The 21,669-nt window shown below is 27.6% G+C and carries 17 protein-coding genes; 5 read left to right on the forward strand and 12 right to left on the reverse strand.

The features are described 5' to 3' along the window. Positions 1–39: 39 nt before the first annotated feature. Together JOC62_RS12365 and JOC62_RS12370 are read right to left on the reverse strand one after the other, a co-directional pair. Positions 40–1,560, reverse strand: coding sequence for a response regulator transcription factor (locus JOC62_RS12365; protein WP_204595584.1), 1,521 nt, complete (start codon positions 1,558–1,560; stop codon positions 40–42). Between the two features lie 4 nt (positions 1,561–1,564). After that, a complete protein-coding gene (locus JOC62_RS12370; RefSeq protein ID WP_204595585.1) occupies positions 1,565–3,307 on the reverse strand; it encodes a sensor histidine kinase in 1,743 nt (580 codons plus the stop codon). A gap of 206 nt (positions 3,308–3,513) precedes the next feature. Here JOC62_RS12370 and JOC62_RS12375 point away from each other — a divergent pair, with 206 nt between their 5' ends. Further along, positions 3,514–4,194, forward strand: a complete 681-nt coding sequence (locus JOC62_RS12375; protein ID WP_204595586.1) for a DUF624 domain-containing protein — start codon at positions 3,514–3,516, stop codon at positions 4,192–4,194. A gap of 25 nt (positions 4,195–4,219) precedes the next feature. Next, a complete protein-coding gene (locus JOC62_RS12380) occupies positions 4,220–5,524 on the forward strand; it encodes a glycoside hydrolase family 125 protein (RefSeq protein WP_204595587.1) in 1,305 nt (434 codons plus the stop codon). A 52-nt stretch (positions 5,525–5,576) separates the two neighbouring features. Here the strand turns inward: JOC62_RS12380 and JOC62_RS12385 are convergent, their stop codons facing one another. The 9 genes from JOC62_RS12385 to JOC62_RS12425 all read right to left on the reverse strand — a co-directional run bounded on the left by JOC62_RS12385 (position 5,577) and on the right by JOC62_RS12425 (position 18,159). Next, a complete protein-coding gene (locus JOC62_RS12385; RefSeq protein WP_204595588.1) occupies positions 5,577–8,015 on the reverse strand; it encodes a glycoside hydrolase family 38 N-terminal domain-containing protein in 2,439 nt (812 codons plus the stop codon). Positions 8,016–8,055: 40 nt separating this feature from the next. Next, positions 8,056–8,841, reverse strand: a complete 786-nt coding sequence (locus JOC62_RS12390) for an endonuclease/exonuclease/phosphatase family protein (RefSeq protein WP_204595589.1) — start codon at positions 8,839–8,841, stop codon at positions 8,056–8,058. A gap of 21 nt (positions 8,842–8,862) precedes the next feature. Then, complete coding sequence (locus JOC62_RS12395; RefSeq protein WP_204595590.1) at positions 8,863–11,109, reverse strand: glycoside hydrolase family 31 protein; 2,247 nt, start codon at positions 11,107–11,109, stop codon at positions 8,863–8,865. 257 nt (positions 11,110–11,366) lie between these two features. Then, complete coding sequence (locus tag JOC62_RS12400) at positions 11,367–12,404, reverse strand: ribonucleotide-diphosphate reductase subunit beta (protein WP_204595591.1); 1,038 nt, start codon at positions 12,402–12,404, stop codon at positions 11,367–11,369. A gap of 20 nt (positions 12,405–12,424) precedes the next feature. Further along, positions 12,425–14,644, reverse strand: a complete 2,220-nt coding sequence (locus JOC62_RS12405; protein ID WP_423883028.1) for a ribonucleoside-diphosphate reductase subunit alpha — start codon at positions 14,642–14,644, stop codon at positions 12,425–12,427. A gap of 270 nt (positions 14,645–14,914) precedes the next feature. Further along, positions 14,915–15,079, reverse strand: coding sequence for a hypothetical protein (locus JOC62_RS12410; protein ID WP_204595593.1), 165 nt, complete (start codon positions 15,077–15,079; stop codon positions 14,915–14,917). 142 nt (positions 15,080–15,221) lie between these two features. After that, entirely contained in the window at positions 15,222–15,578 is a 357-nt protein-coding gene (locus JOC62_RS12415) for a Spx/MgsR family RNA polymerase-binding regulatory protein (protein ID WP_204595594.1), read from the reverse strand. 48 nt (positions 15,579–15,626) lie between these two features. Further along, complete coding sequence (locus tag JOC62_RS12420) at positions 15,627–17,498, reverse strand: sensor histidine kinase (protein WP_204595595.1); 1,872 nt, start codon at positions 17,496–17,498, stop codon at positions 15,627–15,629. Continuing rightward, on the reverse strand, positions 17,476–18,159 hold the full coding sequence (locus JOC62_RS12425) for a response regulator transcription factor (protein ID WP_204595596.1): 684 nt from the start codon (positions 18,157–18,159) through the stop codon (positions 17,476–17,478). The genes JOC62_RS12420 and JOC62_RS12425 overlap by 23 nt, the downstream gene beginning before the upstream one ends. 182 nt (positions 18,160–18,341) lie before the next feature. Here JOC62_RS12425 and JOC62_RS12430 point away from each other — a divergent pair, with 182 nt between their 5' ends. Both JOC62_RS12430 and JOC62_RS12435 read left to right on the forward strand, forming a co-directional pair. Then, positions 18,342–19,082, forward strand: coding sequence for an ABC transporter ATP-binding protein (locus tag JOC62_RS12430; RefSeq protein WP_204595597.1), 741 nt, complete (start codon positions 18,342–18,344; stop codon positions 19,080–19,082). After that, positions 19,082–20,656 (forward strand): putative ABC exporter domain-containing protein, encoded by a 1,575-nt coding sequence (locus JOC62_RS12435; protein WP_204595598.1) that lies wholly within the window; start codon positions 19,082–19,084, stop codon positions 20,654–20,656. The genes JOC62_RS12430 and JOC62_RS12435 overlap by 1 nt, the downstream gene beginning before the upstream one ends. A gap of 88 nt (positions 20,657–20,744) precedes the next feature. Here the strand turns inward: JOC62_RS12435 and JOC62_RS12440 are convergent, their stop codons facing one another. Further along, positions 20,745–20,912 (reverse strand): hypothetical protein, encoded by a 168-nt coding sequence (locus JOC62_RS12440; RefSeq protein WP_204595599.1) that lies wholly within the window; start codon positions 20,910–20,912, stop codon positions 20,745–20,747. 261 nt (positions 20,913–21,173) lie between these two features. Between JOC62_RS12440 and JOC62_RS12445 the strand changes: the two genes are divergently transcribed. After that, a partial coding sequence (locus JOC62_RS12445) for a YitT family protein (protein ID WP_204595600.1) occupies positions 21,174–21,669 on the forward strand: 496 nt, incomplete at its 3' end.

Consider the following 21,669-nt stretch of genomic DNA (forward strand, 5'->3'; position numbering starts at 1 on the left):
ATTATAATTTATAGTCAATTAGAGGATTAATTTTCTCTATTAATAATTTTTCATTTCTCTCAATGTTGATGGACAAACTCCATAATATTTTTTAAACTTTCTATAAAAATAACTAGTATCCGTATATCCTATAGCCTTAGCAATATCATTTATTTTCATATTAGTCTCTAATATAAGATCTTTAGCTTTAATATTCTTTGTCTTATTTAGATACTCTGAAAATGACATTCCAACTTCCTTAGAGAATATTCTTCCAAGGTATGAGCTATTTATATTATATTGTTGAGCAAGTGTCTTTAAACTTAACTCTTCATAATATCTATCATTTATATTATTTATAATTTGTTGTACTATAGGACTATACTTTATAGTATTTGAGCACATAGCATTTATAACTTCCTCAACTTCACTAATTATAAATGTTTTTACACTATCTCTTGTACTCTCATTACATAATTCTACTATAGTTGAACTTAAGCTATCTCGTACATACTTTTTATCTAACTTAAACTCATCAGAAATATTATCAATAAGTATTATTATTTTTACTGATAAATCATATATATTTCTCGGAGTTAACTTACTATTATCAAATATTTCTGTTAAATAATCCTTAGTTTTATTTATATTCTTTTCTATTATAAGCTTATTTAGCTTGTCTATTTCTGATGAAAAATTCATTCTATATTCTTCTATATCAGAAACTTTCTCTTTGTACAAGCACATGTTAGTTCCTTCTGTAAGCATGTATTTTTTTAATCTACATGCTACTCTGTAACTATTTTTTAGCTTATCTATAGAATCTACTGTATCACCTATTGCAATAAATACATCTACATTTAGAGTATTTATTAATTTATCTTTTATACGATTGTAATATTCTATAATTTCTTCTCTACTGCATCCTTCATTCCATGAATTAACTAATATAGTCTGACCATCAAATTTATGAATTATTTCATAGTTTCCAAGTGTATTCTCTTCTATAATTTCATCTATATTTATATACTTACCATCTTCATTTCGTCTACTTATGGTTATTGTTGCTACTGTATAATATTTTTCATTAAAATCTAAGTTTATATCTTCTTTTATTTTATATATCTCTTCTTTATTTATTTTCCCATTTATAAATTCAATTAGCTTTCTATTTTTATCTAATATATTATTTTTATTTTTCTTTTCTAACTTAATAGACTTTACTATACTTATTAAAGATTCTTCAAGTTCTTCTTCATTAATAGGTTTTAGTATATAACTTTCAACTCCATATGCTATTGCTTTTTTTGCATATGAAAATTCATCATATCCACTTAATATTATAAAATTAACACCTTCATCTATAGCTTTAATCTCTTTTATTAAATCAAGCCCACTCATTTTGGGCATATTTATATCTGTTACAACTATATTGACAGGATTTTCTTTAAATTTTTCAAGAGCCTCTTCCCCATTTTGTGCTGTGTTTACAACTTCTAAATTTAAATTTTCCCATTCAATTAAATTTAATAATCCTTGTGTAATAAGTTTTTCGTCATCGACCAACATAACCTTGTACATAAAATTACCCCTCTCTACATGGAAGTTTTATAACAACCATTACTCCTCTACCATTATTTAGTTCTAATCCAATACCATAATCATCACCATATGCAATTACAATTCTCTCATGAGCATTAGTAATGCCTATAGATTTCCCTTCATAATCTCTATTTTTTAGACTATTATTTATACTATTTATCCTTTCTTTAGTTGTCCCATTCCCATTATCTTTAACCGTTATTATTATATCTGTGCCATCTTTTATTATGTTTATCTCTAGGCAATTATCAAAATCATCAAGTCTTATACCATGAACAAAGTAATTCTCAATTATAGGTTGTAATGTGAATTTTATTATTTCTTTATCTAATAGGCTCTCATCACAATTAATCTTAAAATTAAACTTTTCATCATATCTGAATTTAAATATTTCTATATATTTAGTGCAATATTCTAACTCATCGCTTATAGTTATTACATCTTTATCCTTAACTTGCTTTCTAAATAAAAATGCTAATGTATATAACATTTTACCTACTTCTTTGTCTCCATTACAAATAGCAGTCATTCTTATACACTCTAATGTATTATATAAAAAATGTGGATTAATCTGATTTTGAAGTGCTATCATTTCTGCTTTCTTTTGATCTAATTCTGCTAAGTAACTCTTTTCAATATATTTATTTAAATCTCTACACATATCATTAAAGTTTTCTGATATATATCTAATCTCATCATTCTCATCTTTTTTCTCATCTATAGGAATTGAAACATTCAAATCACCATTTCTAACTTTTTCCATAGCGATTAATATATTATCTGTTCTATCACTAAATTTTTTAAGTTTAATAATTAAAACTCCTAAAGCTATTATAAATAATATTATATCTACAGCTATCAAAGAATTTAAAAATCCTTTTGGTAAACTGCGTACACTATTCTTATTAAACTTAGCTACTGTTGTTAAATTAGATTTACTAGTTATTTTATAAACATAATACTCTTGATTATCTAATTTTACTATATCCTGCCCATTTTCTAACTTTGGAAAATCATCATAATACTTGTACTCAAAGTCTTTATTAGAATCATAAACCACGAATTCATTTTCATCTAAAACCATAACTTCATATTCATTATTATATTTTTTTACAATATTTGAAATATTATTCAAATCATACGTAAGCACTATAAGACCTTCACTTTTTAAACTAGTTGGATTTCTAATTTCCTTAACAAAGCTTACAACATTTTTTTTACATATAACATTAGAAAAATTCTTATTGTTAATTATATATGACTTGTTTATTTTTTCGACTGCTATTTGATTAGTTCTATTAAATGATCTGGTTTCCATTATATCATAACTAATAAATGATATATCTATTAAGCTACTATTTGAAATAAATGAGTTTCTAGTAAAATGTTCTACCCCCCTATAAAAATACTCATTGCTTTGAGAGAATTTATTTAGTTTACTCTTTAAATATGTAACATTATCTGTATTTAAAAAATGTATTATATCATCCACTACATAAGAGTCATTATACATAGTTTCAACTATTGAGTTGCTGGAATTAGTCATCTCATTAAGTATATCGTTTACATCGTAAGCAACCTTCTCATTTACATACATATTATTATCAATATTCTCTTTATGTACCCTATTAATAAAGTAAATATCTAATGCTGTTATTAAAAGAAGTATTACAGATATATAAACAATAAATAGTCTTTTATATATCATTGATTTTTTGGCACGCATATTTAACACCCCTAAATTTTACTTACCTCTAAATATATTTAACCATAATAATTATTTCATTAAAAGATTTTTCTATGTAATATATTATATTTTTAGTGTATTTTTTCTAGTTTTTTGTATAAAAAATACATAATAAATTGAATATACTCATTGATTAAATTATACTATAGCTATCAAAGTAAACATTTTCAAAAGGAGAGTTCATTATGCAAGAAATTTTTAATTTAGACAAAATATTCGATACTTTTAATTATATTTTTTGGTTCTTTTTGTTAAATATCTTCTTTATGATATTTAATATTCCGGTTATTTTGTTTTTCTTATTTGTTGGTATAAGTGATGTTTTTACATACTTTCCACTATTCTTAGTATGCTTAATTCCTACAGTACCTGCTTTCACTGTACTTTTATATTGCATGGGAAAGCTTCTACGTACTAAAAGTTTAGATATAGTTAAAGATTTCATTAAAGGAGTTAAATTAAACTTCCTTCAATCTTTATCAATGTGGATTCCTGAGCTTCTTATAATATTAGCTTTATACTCTAATGTTAAGTTCTTCTCTACTGTTAATCATAATATGTTACTTACTTGTTTATTTGCATCACTGCTTATACTTGTGGCTGCAGTAACACCTCATTTATATATACTAATGAGTAGATTTTCAATGAAGAATTTCGATCTTTTAAAGACTTCTTTTATATTAACTTTTACAAGACCAATAATAACTATAACTAATATATTAATTCTAATTGTTTCACTTGTATTATTTGAAATAGCACCTGGAACAATGGCACTATTTATAGCTAGTATACTTGCTTTTTCACTTATATTTACGAATAAAGCACTACTACTAGAACTTGAACAAGCATCAAAAAATAATTCTTAATTATAAATATTTTGGAGGAAATTTTATGAACACTACTACAATTAATAAACTAGATATTATTAAAGATACTGTACGAGAAATAGGAACTGACTTATCAAATAAAATATCTGATGAAAATTTAAAGACTTTATTTTATAACTGTTTTATAAATACAATAGAAACAACTGTTGATGTATCAGAAAATGATGCTTTTGTAATAACAGGAGACATTCCTGCCATGTGGCTTAGAGATTCAACATCACAAATAGAGCACTACTTACCATTTGTTAAAGAGAATGAATGCTTAAAAGATATATTTACTGGTCTTATTAAAAGACAGATGAAATGCATTTTAATAGATCCTTATGCTAATGCTTTTAATAAAGAAGCTAATGGGCAAAAGTGGGACAACGACATAACTAAAGATAGTCCTTGGGTATGGGAAAGAAAATATGAGATAGATTCTCTTTGTTATCCTGTACGTTTAATGTATAAATACTTTAAAGAAACTAACGATACATCTTTCTTTGATGACGAAATTAGAAAGGTCTTTAATATAATAATTGATTTATGGAGAACTGAACAATATCACTTTGAGAAGTCAGGTTACTCATTCCAAAGATTAAATTGCTCACCTACAGATACGCTATGTAATAATGGTCTTGGGAATCCTGTAGGATTTACAGGTATGACTTGGTCAGGATTTAGACCTAGTGATGATGCTTGTCAGTATGGCTATTTAGTTCCAGCTAATATGTTTGCAAGTGTAGCTTTAGGTTATATTGAAGAAATTTCTGAAACTATATATAAAGATAGTGAGCTTAAAGAAAAAGCAAGCAGCCTAAGATCAGAAATAGAAGCTGGTATAGAAAAGTTTGGTATAGTTCATGATGAAGAATTTGGTGATATATATGCTTATGAAGTAGATGGCCTTGGAAATTATAACTTTATGGATGATGCAAATGTCCCTAGTCTTCTATCAATACCTTACCTTGAGTTTAGAGGAATTGACGATGAAATATATCAGAATACACGAAGATTTATACTAAGCAAAAATAATCCATTCTACTACGAAGGAACTGAAGCTTGTGGTATTGGAAGTCCTCATACTCCCCCTGAGTATATATGGCATATAGCACTTTCAATGCAAGGTCTTACTACTAATAATACAGATGAGATTAAAGACTTAATAAAAACTTTAATTTCAACTGATGCTGGTACAGGCTTTATGCATGAAGGCTTCTATTGTAATGATTCAAAGCAATTTACTAGAGATTGGTTTGCTTGGTCAAACTCTCTATTTGCACATTTTATTTATGAAACAATAGTTAAAAACCAAATACACCTTTAAATAAAAATGGCTATCTTAAAATGAATTTTAAGATAGCCATTATTTTATTTAATTAATCAATTCTATAATTTATAAACCCTATATTTATATTTCTATTTTTCTCTATTAATTCTTCAACATTTGAAACATTATCTGACCAATTCATAGAATAATTAAATTCTATAAATCCTCCTAAAGATGCCTTAAAATTAGTCTCCCAAATATTATTCATAACCCATGAATATAACTCATACTCATTATGATTTGTATATTTTTCATGAAACAATTTTTTAGAGTTCTCATATTGAAGCTTTGATGTATATATTAATGATGTATCTGGCATTGATATACTAACTCCATAGTTATTCTCTATTAAAGCAATTCCATCTTGAACTAAATAAAAGTCACAATTAGTTCCAGGTAATTGATCTTTTTTTACTTGTATTGTGCATCCAGTTTTCTCACAATATAAATCCATCTTTTTATTATTAAATGCAAAAGGCATTGCAATGTATAAGCTTTCAGGATCCCATACACTATCTTTATTAACTAGTACATTTATATCTGCTCTCTTATTATCATTATAAACTTTAATTATTACTTCCAATAACCGTGTTCCTTTAAGGCCTAACTTTAAGTGTATTTTACCAAATATTTTCCCAACTTCCGTTACTTCTATTGAATCTATAGTCGGATAATACACCTTTGCATTTTTTCCTCTCATATTACGGCCTAATACTTGTCTAACTTTATATTGAGCTTCAGCAGTTTGTCTTTCACCCCTAGTTAATTCATATATAGGCATGAATGCCCCTGTTTTTGCATTATTATCTATCAATTCTACATTGTTTATTTTATCAAACCAACTTATTATTCCTCTGCTATAATTCCACTCTATCTTCAAATGACTGTTTTCATAAATTTGACCATACTTTTTAATGTCATTCTCTTCTTCATACACATATATATCATCTATTCTTTGACAACACATATTTTCATTTTTTATTTTTACATATGGCTCTTCATTTTCTAATCTTTTAATTATTAAAGTTCGCTCTTCTTTAGGATTTAAAGTAATTATGAAATTAATATATTTGCCTCTTGGGTGATTTTCACTTTGAGTTAAATATTTATTCCCCAAATTATCTTCTACAATTTCTTCTAAATCTGATGTCTCCCAATAATCTAATGACAACTTAACACATTCAGTTACTTTTATATCATGAGGATTAATTATTTTAAATTTTGGTTCTCTATTAGGCTTTAAACTACTCATACCTTTCTTCTCTAATATAAAGTTGTAATTTCTTATTGCAGCTTCATGAGCATTTATAGCATATGATGCATTTTTATAATCGAGAAGATTTACAAAACTATTCCATGGATTTGCTATTGATGAAGAATGTCCCCATGTATGCTCTGCATAAAGTGCTAGCATATCCTCACATCTATTTATAAGATTTCTATCACTTAATTTAAAATCTTCATCTAATAATTTAGTGGTTTTTAATACTCTTTGTGCTTCTTTGAATATTTTATTTACATGTGGAGTACTTCCAACACCAAATGCCCACCAATCAGGCCAATCTCCTCTGTAAGTAGGTATTTGTTCATTAGCTTTTTCTAAATTCTTAAAGAAATTCTCTAATGTTGTCATCTTTATAGTTACTTCTTCTCCAAACTCTTTATTCCACCAATTGATAAAGTCTAATACTTCTATATTAGGAGAACCATTGTCTGTTGGTAACCCATGAATAGTTATAGGAACAAAGTTGTATTCATAATCTTGTTTTTCAAGCCCCTTTAAATATCTAAACATTCTAATTGTTCCATACTCTTTTAATTTATCTCTAGTAAATGTTGCTTCTAATTCATCTCTATTTATATACGAGCCTGTAGCAGTGCCTACCATTCCAAACTCATTTCCAAAATGATAATGCTCTCCATTCCATACTAATATTTTATTTCCTTTTGGAGTTTCCCAATAAAATGGAGTTTGTTTTTTAAATAGTGGATACATTCCATGATGTGTATGAATACAAGAAAACAGATTCTTTATTCCACTCTCATATAATGCTTCTGAATATCCCCAGCCGTATCCATTAATATCAGCTGTCATTGCACAATTTATATTTACACCTATACTCTTGCAATAATTAACTGCCTTTAAAGTTTGATTTTTTAAATTATCGTAATCTATAAGCTCATTAAAATTCAAATAGTTCCCAGTAACTTCTATACTTCTGTTTTTAACACAAATTTCAAAACGCTTTTTCCATTCATCATCTACATATTTTAAGAAGCTCTCAACACCCCAAAAGCTTTCGCAAGTCCAAATAAATTTCCCTTCTTTTCCTACCTTTCTTAGCTTCTCGCTTATTTCAATAGCTTGTTTAATAAAATTTATATGATATAACTCGATAGTCTCTTGACTTTGTGTGTATCCTATATCTGTGTGTGAATGATGTATAAGTAAAACTTCCCATTTTCTATTTAACTTTATAGGCTCCATATATATTCCCCTTTTAATATAAATTTTATATCATTTCTTTTTAACTTATCTCAAGCTCAGCAATTACTGGATAATGATCTGATGGATATCCATCATAAATTGTTCTATCATCTATATATAATTTCTTGCAACTGATGCCATTTGATATTAGTATAAAATCTATTATTCCTCCATCATACCCTCCTTTAAAATCGTGAAAGGTACCTTTTATGCTATGACTTACTTCATCATAGACATTTCTTAAGTAGAAATCACCTATCTTAAATTCCTTTACTATCTTGAAAATTTTATCGTCTAGATAACAATTAAAATCTCCCATTATAATAAATGGCACTTTGCTAGATTTAAATTCTAATCTAGCAAACTGTAATATTATTTTTATTCCCTCCTCTCTGGCTAGTTTGCTCTCATTATCTAAGTGAGTATTATAAATTATAAATTTTTTTCCTGATTTCTTTTCTTTAAACTTTGCCCACGTACATATTCTCGTACAAGCACTGTTAAAGCTTTTACTTCCTTTTACTAAAGGTGTTTCAGATAGCCAAAATTGTTTCCATTTAATTAGCTCAAGCTCATTCTTTTTGTAAAATATTGCACTATATTCTCCTTTATCAAAGCCATCACGTCCTTCTCCAACAAAAGAGTATTCTCCTAATTCTCTATTCATATCATTAAGCATATGAATAAGTCCTTCTTGAATTCCAATACATAGAGGATTATTATCTTTTATTATCTTGGCTATTCTCTTTGATCTAATATCCCAATTATTTAATCCTTCATCTCCAAAATCATACTTTAAGTTAAAGGTCATAAAATTATTTCTCATAGCTTCTCCTTATTTCCTATATTATTTTATAAAAATAAATTCCATCTCTTCTTCTTCTATACCTTGATGTATATAATCTATTCTTGTACTTTCTTTATCATAATTTATTTTAGATAAATTATATTTACCCTCTTTATATTCCATAGTCTTTCCATCATCAAAATAATGTAGTGTACTAGCTTCCTCTCCATATACTTTAAATACAACATTGCTTGGTCTATTTTCTACATTCATGTAACTCTCTGTGTAAGTAGGTATTATGCTTCCTTCTTTCACAAATACTAATATATCTTCTAATTCGCATTCTAATTTATATCTTCTATTACCTTCGTATTTTTTATTTGTATGATAGTTGTACCATCTTCCCTCTGGCAGATATACTATTTTACTTCTTTCTCCTTCGCAAAGGACTGGAGCAATTAACATTTTATCTCCAAGCATAAATTCTTCTTTCATATTTTGAACATTTTTATCCTTTGGATATTCCATAACTAGTGGTCTAAATACCGGTAATCCTCTCTTATGCGATTTATAAAATAAGTCATATATATATGGTAGTAATTCATATCTTAGCTTTATTGCAGCCTTTGATATATTTTCTGTTTTTTGTCCAAATGCCCAAGGTTCTTGTCTTCTTGTATACATATTTGAGTGGTTTCTAAATATAGGTAGGAATGTTCCAAGTTGCATCCATCTTATAAATAATTCTTCTGTTACATCTAATCCAAATCCGCCTACATCATTTCCTACAAATGAGAATCCACTTATACCTAAATTAGCATTCATTGATATAGACATTCGCATTTGACTCCAAAGGCTCATATTATCTCCTGTCCATACTGAAGAATATCTTTGCCCACCTGCATATGTTGCTCTTGTCATTGAGAATTCTCTTATATTCTTATCTAATTCCTTCTGTGCCTCATGAGAACACCTACTCATTTCAAGTCCATATCTATTATGGAATCCTTTATGTTCAATTGTTCCATAGTCACTATTATGAATACATGACTCTAACATAGTCTTATGATCATTATTAAATACACACGGTTCATTCATATCATTCCATATACCATCTATATTATATTTAGATATAAATGACTTTAACTCTGATTTCCACCACTTTCTACATTCTTCATTAGAGAAATCAGGAAAAGCACTATCCCCTGGCCATACTGCACCAACAAATATCTCTCCATCTAGTTTTTTAGTAAAGTGTCCTAATTCTTTTCCCCTTTTATATACTTCGTAATCTTCATCTACCTTAACTCCTGGATCTAATATTGTTATAGTCTTTATTCCTTTTTCTTTTATTCTATTTATAAGTCCAGCCGCATCATCAAAATGTGGTGATTTAAATGTCATTACTCTAAAGCCATCCATATAATCTATATCTAAATAAACTACATCTAGTGGTATCTCCTTTTCTTCAAAAGTCTTTACTAGTTCATCGACTTCCTCTTGAGTAAAGTAACTAAATCTATTTTGTTGATATCCTAGACTCCATAATGGCGGCATGTCCATTTTACCTGTTAAATTTGAATATTCTTCTACAACTTCCTTTATATCTTCTCCTAAGATAAAGTAATATTGAATTTGTCCACCATTTGCTCCGAAGAATATTCTATCTCCATATTGTTTTCCCATATCAAAAAAGCTTCTAAAACTATTATCAAAGAATATACCATAACAACTTTCATCTTTTAGCCCAACATAAAAAGGTATTGTTTTATAATACATTGTTGAATTATCATCAGTTTCAGGATCATCTGTATTATAATTTTCTGTATAGCTTCCCTTCTTATTTAAATCTCCACCTTTTTCTCCGAGTCCATAGTACGCATGACAATCATTTATCTTTGATATATATATAGTTCCTTCATCATCTCTAAACGAAGGCTCAAAATCCTCACAAACAACATTTCCTTCTATATCTTCAAATCTAACTTCACTAGTTAATTTATTTATTATAGTAACTATCTTTCTACCCTTTATTACAATATCATTTCCCACTTCTTCTACATCTAAGTTAATACTAGTATTATTTGAGTTTAGTATAACTGCATTAGTTTCTATTGATTTCTCATTTTTCTCCCCTAAGAAAACCTTTACTATAGAATCATTAAAATAGATTATCTCTAGCTTAACTGATGAAAAATACACTTCCACACTATTATCACTTACAATATAATCTCTATATGCTCTAAGTCCACCTTTATAACTTTTAAATTCTTTGCTTAAAGTCTCCCTATAATTTAATTGACTCATATTCTCTTACTCCTTTTTATAAATGATATATTTTTCATTTTAATAATTTTATCATTTTAAAATTGTAATTTCACTGTTTTGAAATAAGAGTATCTATTTACATATACTTTTTACACGATATATATAATAAGTACATCTTTATAATAAAAAATACTTTGCTTTAATAAAAAAATACACATAATAGGCTTAACTATTATGCGTATTTTACTTATTTACATTTCTATAAAGAAACTATTTTTATATAGTTCTATTAATTCTTATAAATCATCTATTAATGTTGCTGCTTTTGCATATGCAGTTGATTTAGCTTCAAAGAAGTCTGTCTTAACTGAATTTGCATTCGCTTGTCTATCAACCCATTCTGCTGGATTAGTATCATATCCAGCATATAAAGGATCTAGTCCTATAGCTTTTAATCTCATATTACCTAAATACTTTATATAATCTTCAATAAGCTTTTTATTTATTCCTTGTATACTGTCTCCTATTACATAGTGACCCCATGCAATTTCGTTTTCTACTCCAGTTTTCATCATTTCTATTAATTCAGCCTTTAGCTCTTCAGTAAACATTTCAGGTTCCTCTTTTTGAAGTTCTCTTATTATACTTCTAAATAACCAAAGATGAGTATTTTCATCTCTATTTATATATCTTATTTCCTGTGCTGAGCCTGGCATCTTACCATTTCTCTCTAAGTTATAGAAGAACATAAATCCTGAATAGAAGTAGATTCCTTCTAGTATATAATTAGCCATTATTGTCTTCATTAAGTTATGTCTTGTTGGCTCATTTACAAATGTATTATATTGATCACCTATAAATTTATTTCTTTCAAGAAGTATCTTATCATCCTTCCATTGGTAAAGAATTTCATTTCTCTTCTCTGGTGAACATATTGTATCTAGCATATAACTATAACTTTGTGAGTGAACAGCTTCTTGGAATGCCTGTATTGTTAAGCAAAGATTAACCTCACTTGCTGTTATATAATTATTTATGTTCCCAAGGTTAGCTGTTTGTATTGAATCTAAGAATATTAAGAATGAAAGTATCTTATCATAAGCTGTTCTTTCTTCTTCTGTTAATTTCTTATAATCCTTTAAGTCTTGTGCTAAATTTATTTCTTCTGGTATCCAGAAATTATTCATACCTTGTCTGTACCAATCTGATACCCAAGTATATTTCATATTATTAAAATCATTAAGATTTGTAGTATTTCCATTTATCATTCTTTTTTTTGAAGTCTCTGTATCTCCAAACTCATTAAAAAGTGGTTTTTTATTTATATCAAACATGTAGTAGTACCTCCCAAATTCTAAGCAGAACAGCTCTCACAATCACCAACTTCAAGTGATTTACTTCTAACATAATATATTGATTTCACACCTGATTTGCATGCTTCTATATAAAGATTCATTATTTCTCTCATCGTATAATTTGTTGTTATATAAAGATTAAATGATTGCCCTTGATCAATATGTCTCTGTCTTACTCCATTCATCTTTATACACCATTCTTGATCTATATTATAAGCAGAATTATAATACCAATATGTTTCTTCTGAAAGATTAGGCGCAGTCTTTGGAACTATGCTTCCTTTCTTTTCTTCAAGCCAGAATCTTGATATTACAGGGTCTACCCCTTCTGAGGTTCCAGCTAGCGTTGCAGTTGATCCATTTGGTGCAATTGCCATAAGATATCCGTTTCTCATTCCATACTTTTTAACTTCATCTTGAAGTTCATTCCATCTATCTGAGTTATACTCTCTTATCTTAAAGTAATCTCCATTTTCCCAATCTGATCCTTTAAATACACTATAACTTCCTTTTTCTTTCGCAATCTTCATACTTGCCTTTATTGCATAGTAATTTATATTTTCATATACTTTATCTGCAAATTCTTTATGTTCTTCTGCTGTAAAGTGTACTCTATTATTAGCAAGCATATGATGATATCCAGATGTTCCAAGTCCTACACCTCTATATTTCTTGTTAGTTACTTCTGCATATGGCACTGAATAGTAATTTAAATCAATAACATTATCCATAGCTCTTATTTGAGTTTCAACTACATATTCAATCTCTTCTTCTCTTGTAACATCAACATTCCCAAGAACAACTGATGAAAGATTACATACAACAAAATCTCCGGCCTTAGTCTTTTCAACAACAACTTTTTCGCCATCTTCATCTATTATCTCTGATTTTTGTATATCCATTGGACTCATATTTTGCATTATCTCTGTGCAAAGATTTGATGAATATATAGTTCCTGTATGTTTATTAGGATTCATCTTATTTGCAGCATCTCTATAGAATGCAAATGGTGTTCCAGTTTCTGCTGCACTCTTAATTATAAGACGTACTATATCTTTTACTTTCATAACACGCTTATCAATTCTTTCATCATTTACACAATCATAATATCTTTTTTCCCATTCATCCCCATAAAAATCTTCTAGTGAATATCCTTTAACCTGTCTTATCTCATGTGGACACATCATATACCAGTTACCATCTATATCTTCTTCTGCCATCTTCCAGAAAAGATTTGGATAACATAAACCGGGGAATACATCATGTGCCTTCTTTCTATCATCCCCATTGTTTGTCCTTACTTGAAGGAACTCTGGGATATCTTTGTGCCATGCATCAAGCCATATAGCAACTGAGCCATTTCTAACACCTAATTGATCAACAGCTATAGCTGTATCATTAAATAATTTAACCCATGGTATTACTCCGCCTGATGCTCCCTTAAATCCTCTTATCGGTGATCCAAGTGCTCTTATCTTACCTATATAAATACCCATTCCACCGCCAAATTTTGATACCTCTGAGAAGTTATCAAGTGATTTATATATTCCCTTTAAACTATCATTTACCGTATCTATAAAACATGAGCTTAATTGATAGAAAGGCTTTCTTGCATTAGCCATTGTAGGAGTTGCCATTGTTGCTTTAAGTGAACTTAAAACATCATAAAATCTCTTTGCCCAGTATATTCTTCTCTCTGGCTTTTCAGGTATAGCTAAATGCATTGCTATTCCCATAAACATTTGCTGTGGTAACTCTAAGACTTTTCTATTGAAATTTTCAACTAGATATCTTCCACTTAATAATTTTATTCCGCTATATGTGAATAGAAAATCTCTTTCTGGTTTTAATTCTCTTTCCAGCTCATATATATCCTCTTTTGAGTAATTTTCTAATATATATTCTCCGTATAACTTTTGTTCTGTTAAGCTTTCTATAAATCCATATAAATCATTATATGGATTCTCTTCATTATCTAAACCCCTATTTTTTCTTACTTCATCATAAAGTTTATACACATGTAACTTAGAAGCTACATATTGCCAATCTGGCTCCATATCTGTAGTAAGTTGTAACGAAACCTGAATTAATGAATCTCTTGTCTCTAAATGACTCATTCCAGGTCTTATTATTAAATCTAACTTTTCTTTTAATCTATCTATAGTGTACGTTTCAGAATCATTAATTGATTCTAACCCTAATGCACAAAGCTCCTGTATTCTATCCACCAAAGTCCCCTCCAACAATATGTAGTATATTAATATTGTGTTTTTACCAAACCAACACAATATATTGACTTAATATATTATAGTTTTTATAAAGTAATGTGTAAAATTTTATAAAGCTTGCTATTGTATCTTATTGCGTAATTTTATCTAATAAGCTTTAAATATCTCTCTTTTTTAATAACTTTTATCCTTTGACAACTCAAACTATAAGACATTAATTATTTATACATTATATGGTTTATACTTTATAAATTTTATAGTCTACTCCTCCCAATCTTCACTTTCTATATATAAGCATCCAGCTCCTAATGCTATTATCATTCCTGCAAACAAAAATGTTATTCTTTCATTATGAATTATTAAAAGTAATAACCCTACAATTATAATTGTAGTACTCATAATCATCTTTACAGTTCTTGTATTCATAGAGTCATCTCCTATAAAATCATTAAATCTTATCTTTATTATATGTAAAAACATGTATTTTATATACAAACTCCCAAATATAACCTTGAAATTTCTCTATTATAATAAAAAAGAAACCCGTATTAACGGGCTTCTAATATCCTTATTTTAAACTACTTTCCCATTCTGCTTCTTTGAAGCCAACAAGAACTTTATCTTCACCTATTATAAGTGGTCTTTTAACCATCATTCCATCAGAAGCTAATATGTCTAGAAGCTCCTCTTGTGATAAAACCTTCACCTTATCTTTCATTCCTTGCTCTCTATAAAGAACTCCACTAGTATTAAAGAATTTCTTTATTTCTAATCCACTTTTATCAAGCCATGATTTTAATTCTTCTTTAGTTGGATTTTCTAGCTTTATATCTCTATCTATAAAATTTACGTTATTTTCTTCTAACCACTTTTTTGCTTTCTTACATGTTGTGCATTTTGGATATTCAACAAATAAATAACTCATATTCTCTCTCCTTTAATTATTATCAACTAATATTTACTATTAATTATATCATACCTCTTTTATATTTTCATCTATACTAATGATGTTTGGGTTAAAAGGAAGGAATACATAAATTTTAAATAGATCTCCTTCTCTTTTTATCCTTGTTGTTCCACCATGAAGTTCAACAATACTCTTTGTAATAGCAAGACCAAGACCAGAACCTTCTACGGATGAAGTTCTTGACTTATCTCCTCTTGCAAATCTTTCAAACATTTCTGTTTCATTAAAGTCCATTTCATAATTTGCAACATTCTTAAATGAGATTAATACACCATTATCCTCTTTTATTATTTTTGCATATACTCTTGTATCTTCTAAAGAATATTTTAGAGAATTTATTGCTATATTTTCTATAACCCTAGATATCATTATTCCATCTAAGTCCATTATAATCTCATCTTCATCACACTCTACTTTAAATTCTATACCTTTGTCTTCATAAAGAGATGAATACTCACCTATTACTTGATATATAAGAGATACTATATCTATCTCTTCCTTATGAAGTTGAAGTCTTCCAGAGTTTATTTTAGATACTTCAAATAAATCTTCAATAAGAGTTTTTAATTTATTCGATTTTTGTTCTAATATCTTTAAATAATCCATTCTCTCTTCTTCTGATATCCTAGAATCCTGAAGTATATTTACATAATTAATTATTGATGTAAGAGGTGTTTTTAAGTCATGAGATACATTAGATATAAGTTCTGTTTTTAATTTTTCATTTTGAAGCGCTTCATCTACAGCAACATTATATCCTTCTTTCATTCTGTTTATATTTTCTATGAGCTCTCTGATTTCAATTCCACCAATTTCTTTTACTGAATGTTCAAAGTTACCGTCATTTATTATTTTTACATCATCTTTAACCATTCCAATTTCAATATTTCTTTTTATTGAATACATTACTCCTATCATAGGTAATGCTACTATAAGTAAACTCCCTTTAAATGGATATGCTCCAAAGAAATTTACTATTATATTATTTTTATCTCCACCTAAAGCTAAAAGATACAAATATATTATATAGAATATAATACTGACTACTATAGCTGTTAACATTGCTCTTCTTGGACCTTTATACTTAAATACATGTCTAAATATATATATTATATCTTTTATTACATTTCCTCTTAATTCAACTCTTCCTTTTTTACTTAAGAATACATAAATAATCTTACATATTAAGAATATATCTATTACGAGAATGGATATAAAAAGATAGAATTCTTTAACATCGGCATTTAATAGCTCTGCATAATTATTTTGTTGTGTATAATATATTTCCTCAAAGTTTTTTAATACTTTTTCTGAATATGTTATATTATCATTATCGGTTGATTTTGAGTCCTCTACAACCTTATTATATATGTTTACATTATTACAGCTATATGTAACAATATTCTCACCTTTATATTTTTCATTAATTACCTTATAAAGATTTTCACCTTGTATCTTCTTTACACCTTGAAAGAATGGATCATTAGTAAATATATCATCATTAAATTTATTTCTTATTACGAAATATATATTTTTAGGTAATCCACCTTTATTTGAATAAAAGCTATTATCATATATGTTATTTCTAAGTGCATCTTTTTCATTTTCTGTTGAATATAAAAATTTATTTAAACCATTGGTTCTCTTATAGATATCTTCACTTAATAATTTACTTCCATTTTTTAATGAATTCTTATAAAATGCATCCTTATCAAAGACAGCTTCCATTACTCCCGTTCCATCTTTAGCTTGTGGACTATTTATATATTTTACTGATATATCTATACATATCATTGTTATTATAACAACTATTACTATCTCTATAAGCCATATATTATTGAAATATTTTTTCATCTTATTTTTCAATCTTATATCCAATTCCCCATACCACCTTTATATACTCAGGCTCTTTAGTATTAATCTCAATTTTTTCTCTTATTCTTCTTATGTGGACAGTTACTGTGTTTTCACTTTTATAAAATGGCTCTTCCCAAACCTTTTCGTATATTTCTTTAATTGAAAATACTCTTCCAAGGTTTGACGCTAAAAGTACAAGTATCTTATATTCTGTTGCTGTAACTTTTATTTCTTCATCTCTAACTGTAACACTTTTTGCAACTGTATCTATCTCTAAATCTTTTACCTTTATAAAATCTTTATTTTCCATAGATAATGGACTTTCATATCTTCTAAGCTGTGACTTAACCCTTGCCACAAGTTCTAAATGATTGAATGGTTTTGTTATATAATCATCCGCTCCTACATTTAATCCTAGAATTTTATCTGAATCTTCCCCTTTTGCTGAAAGCATTATTATAGGAATATTGTTATTCTCCCTAACCTTTAGACATGTTTTTATTCCATCCATCTTTGGCATCATTATATCAAGCACTATAAGATGAATATTTTTTTCTTCTAATATCTCTAGAGCTTCTATTCCATTACTCGCATTAAATACTCTTAAGTTCTCACCTCTTAAGTAAATATTTATCGCATCTCTTATTTCTTTTTCGTCATCTACGACTAAAATATTAAACATAATCCTAGACACTCCTTTCCTTATAATTATATTATCGTAAATCAGTAGAAAAAGCATCTACCTTTGTTACGAAATTATTAAGCTTAATGTTAACTTAATTATACTATTAATGAATTTACAGGAAATATTGAATAATGTATTATATAGTTATATAAATTTTGTAAAAAGGGGGACTAATCTTAATGCTTAAAATTACTAATCTAACAAAATCCTTTAAAAAAATCCCTGTAGTAAAAGATATAAGCTTCAATATAAAACCTGGTGAAGTATGCGTACTTGCAGGCCCAAACGGTGCAGGTAAATCTACTACTATCAAATCTATTGCGGGACTTTTAAGGTATGATGGTGAAATACTTATAAATGGTGAATTTAATAAAAGTCCTAAAGGTAAAAAGTACTTTTCATATGTTCCAGAACTTCCTGGATTATATCCTCTTCTAACTATAAGGGAACATATACATTTTATTGCAAGAGCCTATGGTATTAAGGATTATGAGAATTATGCCAATTATTTATTTGATCTTTTCGATCTTGAGGATAAACTAGATAAATTAGGATCTGAATTATCAAAAGGTATGCAACAAAAAGTTAGTCTTTGTATTGCACTTATAACTAATCCAAAACTTCTGTTACTTGATGAACCTATGATAGGCCTTGACCCTAAGGCTATTAAAGAACTCAAAAATCTAATATTAAAACTAAAAGATAACGGAACTACTATTTTAATAAGCACCCACCTTCTCTCATCAGTTGAAGAGTTATGGGATAGAGTTCTTCTTATGAAGCTTGGAGAAATTGTTTTAGATAAAACTAAAAATGAGCTTGAAGAAGAGCTTATGGAAAGTGGTGAAAGTTTAGAAGATATATTCTTTAAATACACTGAATCTAAAAAAGAAAATATTAGTATAGAAGGTGATATTTAATGAGTCCATTTTTATACTTAGCTAAACGAAACTTTATAAACTACTTTAAGAGTTTTAAGTCCAAGCCATCAAAAGTGATACCCTATATATTTTTTATAATTATTTTAGGGTTTTCTTTCTCATCTGTATTTTTAGGAGAAAAAAATACTACCTTTACTGACTCCAAAATATTTACTGGAATAGTTACTATCGTTTCTTTATTACTGATTTTGATTTCCATATATTCTGGTATAACTAGAAAGAGCTTTTCTTATTCTATGGCTGACGTTAATTTAATCTTTACTTCTGAGATAAGTCCAACTAAAGTTTTACTTTATGGCTTTTTAAAAGAAATTGGATATGTATTTATATTTGGACTTTTCTTAATTTTTCAGATTCCTATGTTAATTGATAAATTTGGAATTACTGCGCAAGGAATCTTTATATTATTTATGCTGATTATATTAATATCCATTACTACTAGTGCACTGTCACTTATGATTTATGGAATATTCACTCACTTCCCCAAAGGAAAGCAAATAGCTAAAAATATATTTATATCTATCATAATTTTAGTTTTTGTTTATTTTGCTTTAACTATTTATAAGCAAAGAGGAAACTTATTTAATTCAATTTTAAATTTATCTAATGATAATTTTTGGAATCTTGTTCCCTTAGTAGGCTTTTGCAAGATGATTGGTGAATCTATTTTTAGTGGTTTCTCAATTTCAATGCTATTATCTATTATAGGCTTGATTGCCTCTTCTTCTCTCTTTGTAATTGTATTGTGTAAACTTAACTTAGATTTCTATGAAGATGTATTATCTTCAGCTGAAACACGAGAAGCTGCAATGAGCTATAAAAATAGTGGATATGATGTTAAACAATTAGATTATAGTAAATTTAAGTATAAGCCCTGGACTAGAAAAAATATAACAGATAATTATTCATCTGAATTTTCTAAAGCTATCTTTAGAAGACAATTACTTGAATATAAGAAAACTGGATTTTATTTTTTAAATTTAATGACTTTAATTCTAATATTAGGTGCAATATTCTTTGCAAAGGTAGTTAAAGGTGATATCTTTATTTTTCTTTGTATAATAGTATATATCTTAGTATTATCTGTTTCTGCTTCTAAATGGTCATTAGAATTCAATACTCCCACTATCTTTCTCATACCTGATAGTAGTGTAAGAAAGTTATTTTACTCAACTCTAACATCTATTATAAAAGTATCTATAGATGGAGTTATTGTATTCCTGTTGATTGGTGCACTTCTTAGAACAAACCCTATAGAAATAATTCTATGTATAATAACTTATATATCCTTTGGATTTTTAACTACTTATGGTGGAGTATTTAACTATAAAATATTTGATAGGGTTTCTAATCAAGTTACCAAATCTTTAGTTATGTTCTTTAGTATATTTGTATATATAGCTCCTGCAATATTAATAGGTGCTTTTATAGGAATAAAACTTAGCTTTTTAGGTCACTATGCAATATATGCTGGCGTTATTATATATAATTTAATAGCTTCTATTATACTAATGAATCTTTCTAAAAGTATCTTTGATACTATAGAGCTTTAATACAAGTATTAATTTTAAAACCTTAATATATTTTAATTTCTTAATGAAAGTGTAATGAATCCTAAAAATTTGATTTGTTACACTTTTATTATTTGCTTTCTAACTTTGTCTCTACATTTGTATTTATATTACTATCTTTACTTTTATCTTTATTATCTATTGAAACCTTTATTAATATACCTATACACACTACTATAAGTACAGCTAATATTATCTTTTTCGTCTTTAAATTACCTGGCAAATTCATTCTAAACATAATTATATCCTCTCTTTTTCTATTTTATATTATAATTATCCTTCATACTTATACTAATGTCTATAAAATATAATTACTTAGTATAGCTATTGCTATATATTTAAAGGTATTAATAAATTTAATGATGTTATTCCTTGTATTCATGAAATTCACTTGAATCTAGCTAAAACCACTATTTTTTACGCATTAACTTTATTTAATATTTTATATATAATAAACAAAGGTATTATATAAATTTTTACAGGTACTTAGGAGAAGATCATGATTAAACTACTAAAAAGTAAAACCTTTATACTGGATGTAATTCTTATTTTTATTGGCTGTATTATAGCTTCACTTGGAGTTAATCTATTTTTAACTCATGCAAAGTTATTAAGTGGTGGAGCAACAGGGGTAGCACTTATATTTCAATATTTAACTGGCGTACAAGCTGGTATTGTTGTATTTATTATTAATTTACCTTTATTCTTAATAAGTTACAAACAGCTTAGTAAATCATTTACCCTTTATTCTGCAATAGGTATGGTTTCATTATCACTTGCACTTATTATAACTAAACCTCTTTCTGCATTAATTAAAGTAGATGACATATTACTTTATTGTATATATGGTGGTGTACTTTGTGGTGCTGGTTACGGACTTGTGTTTTTAAGAAATGGTTCAACAGGTGGTACGGACATTATAACTATGCTTATTAGAAAAAAATATTCAAGCTTTGAAATTGGTAAACTTGGATTTATATTAAATTGTATAATAG

It is taken from the genome of Clostridium sardiniense, from assembly GCF_016907995.1.
Classification (GTDB): Bacteria; Bacillota; Clostridia; order Clostridiales; family Clostridiaceae; genus Clostridium; species Clostridium sardiniense.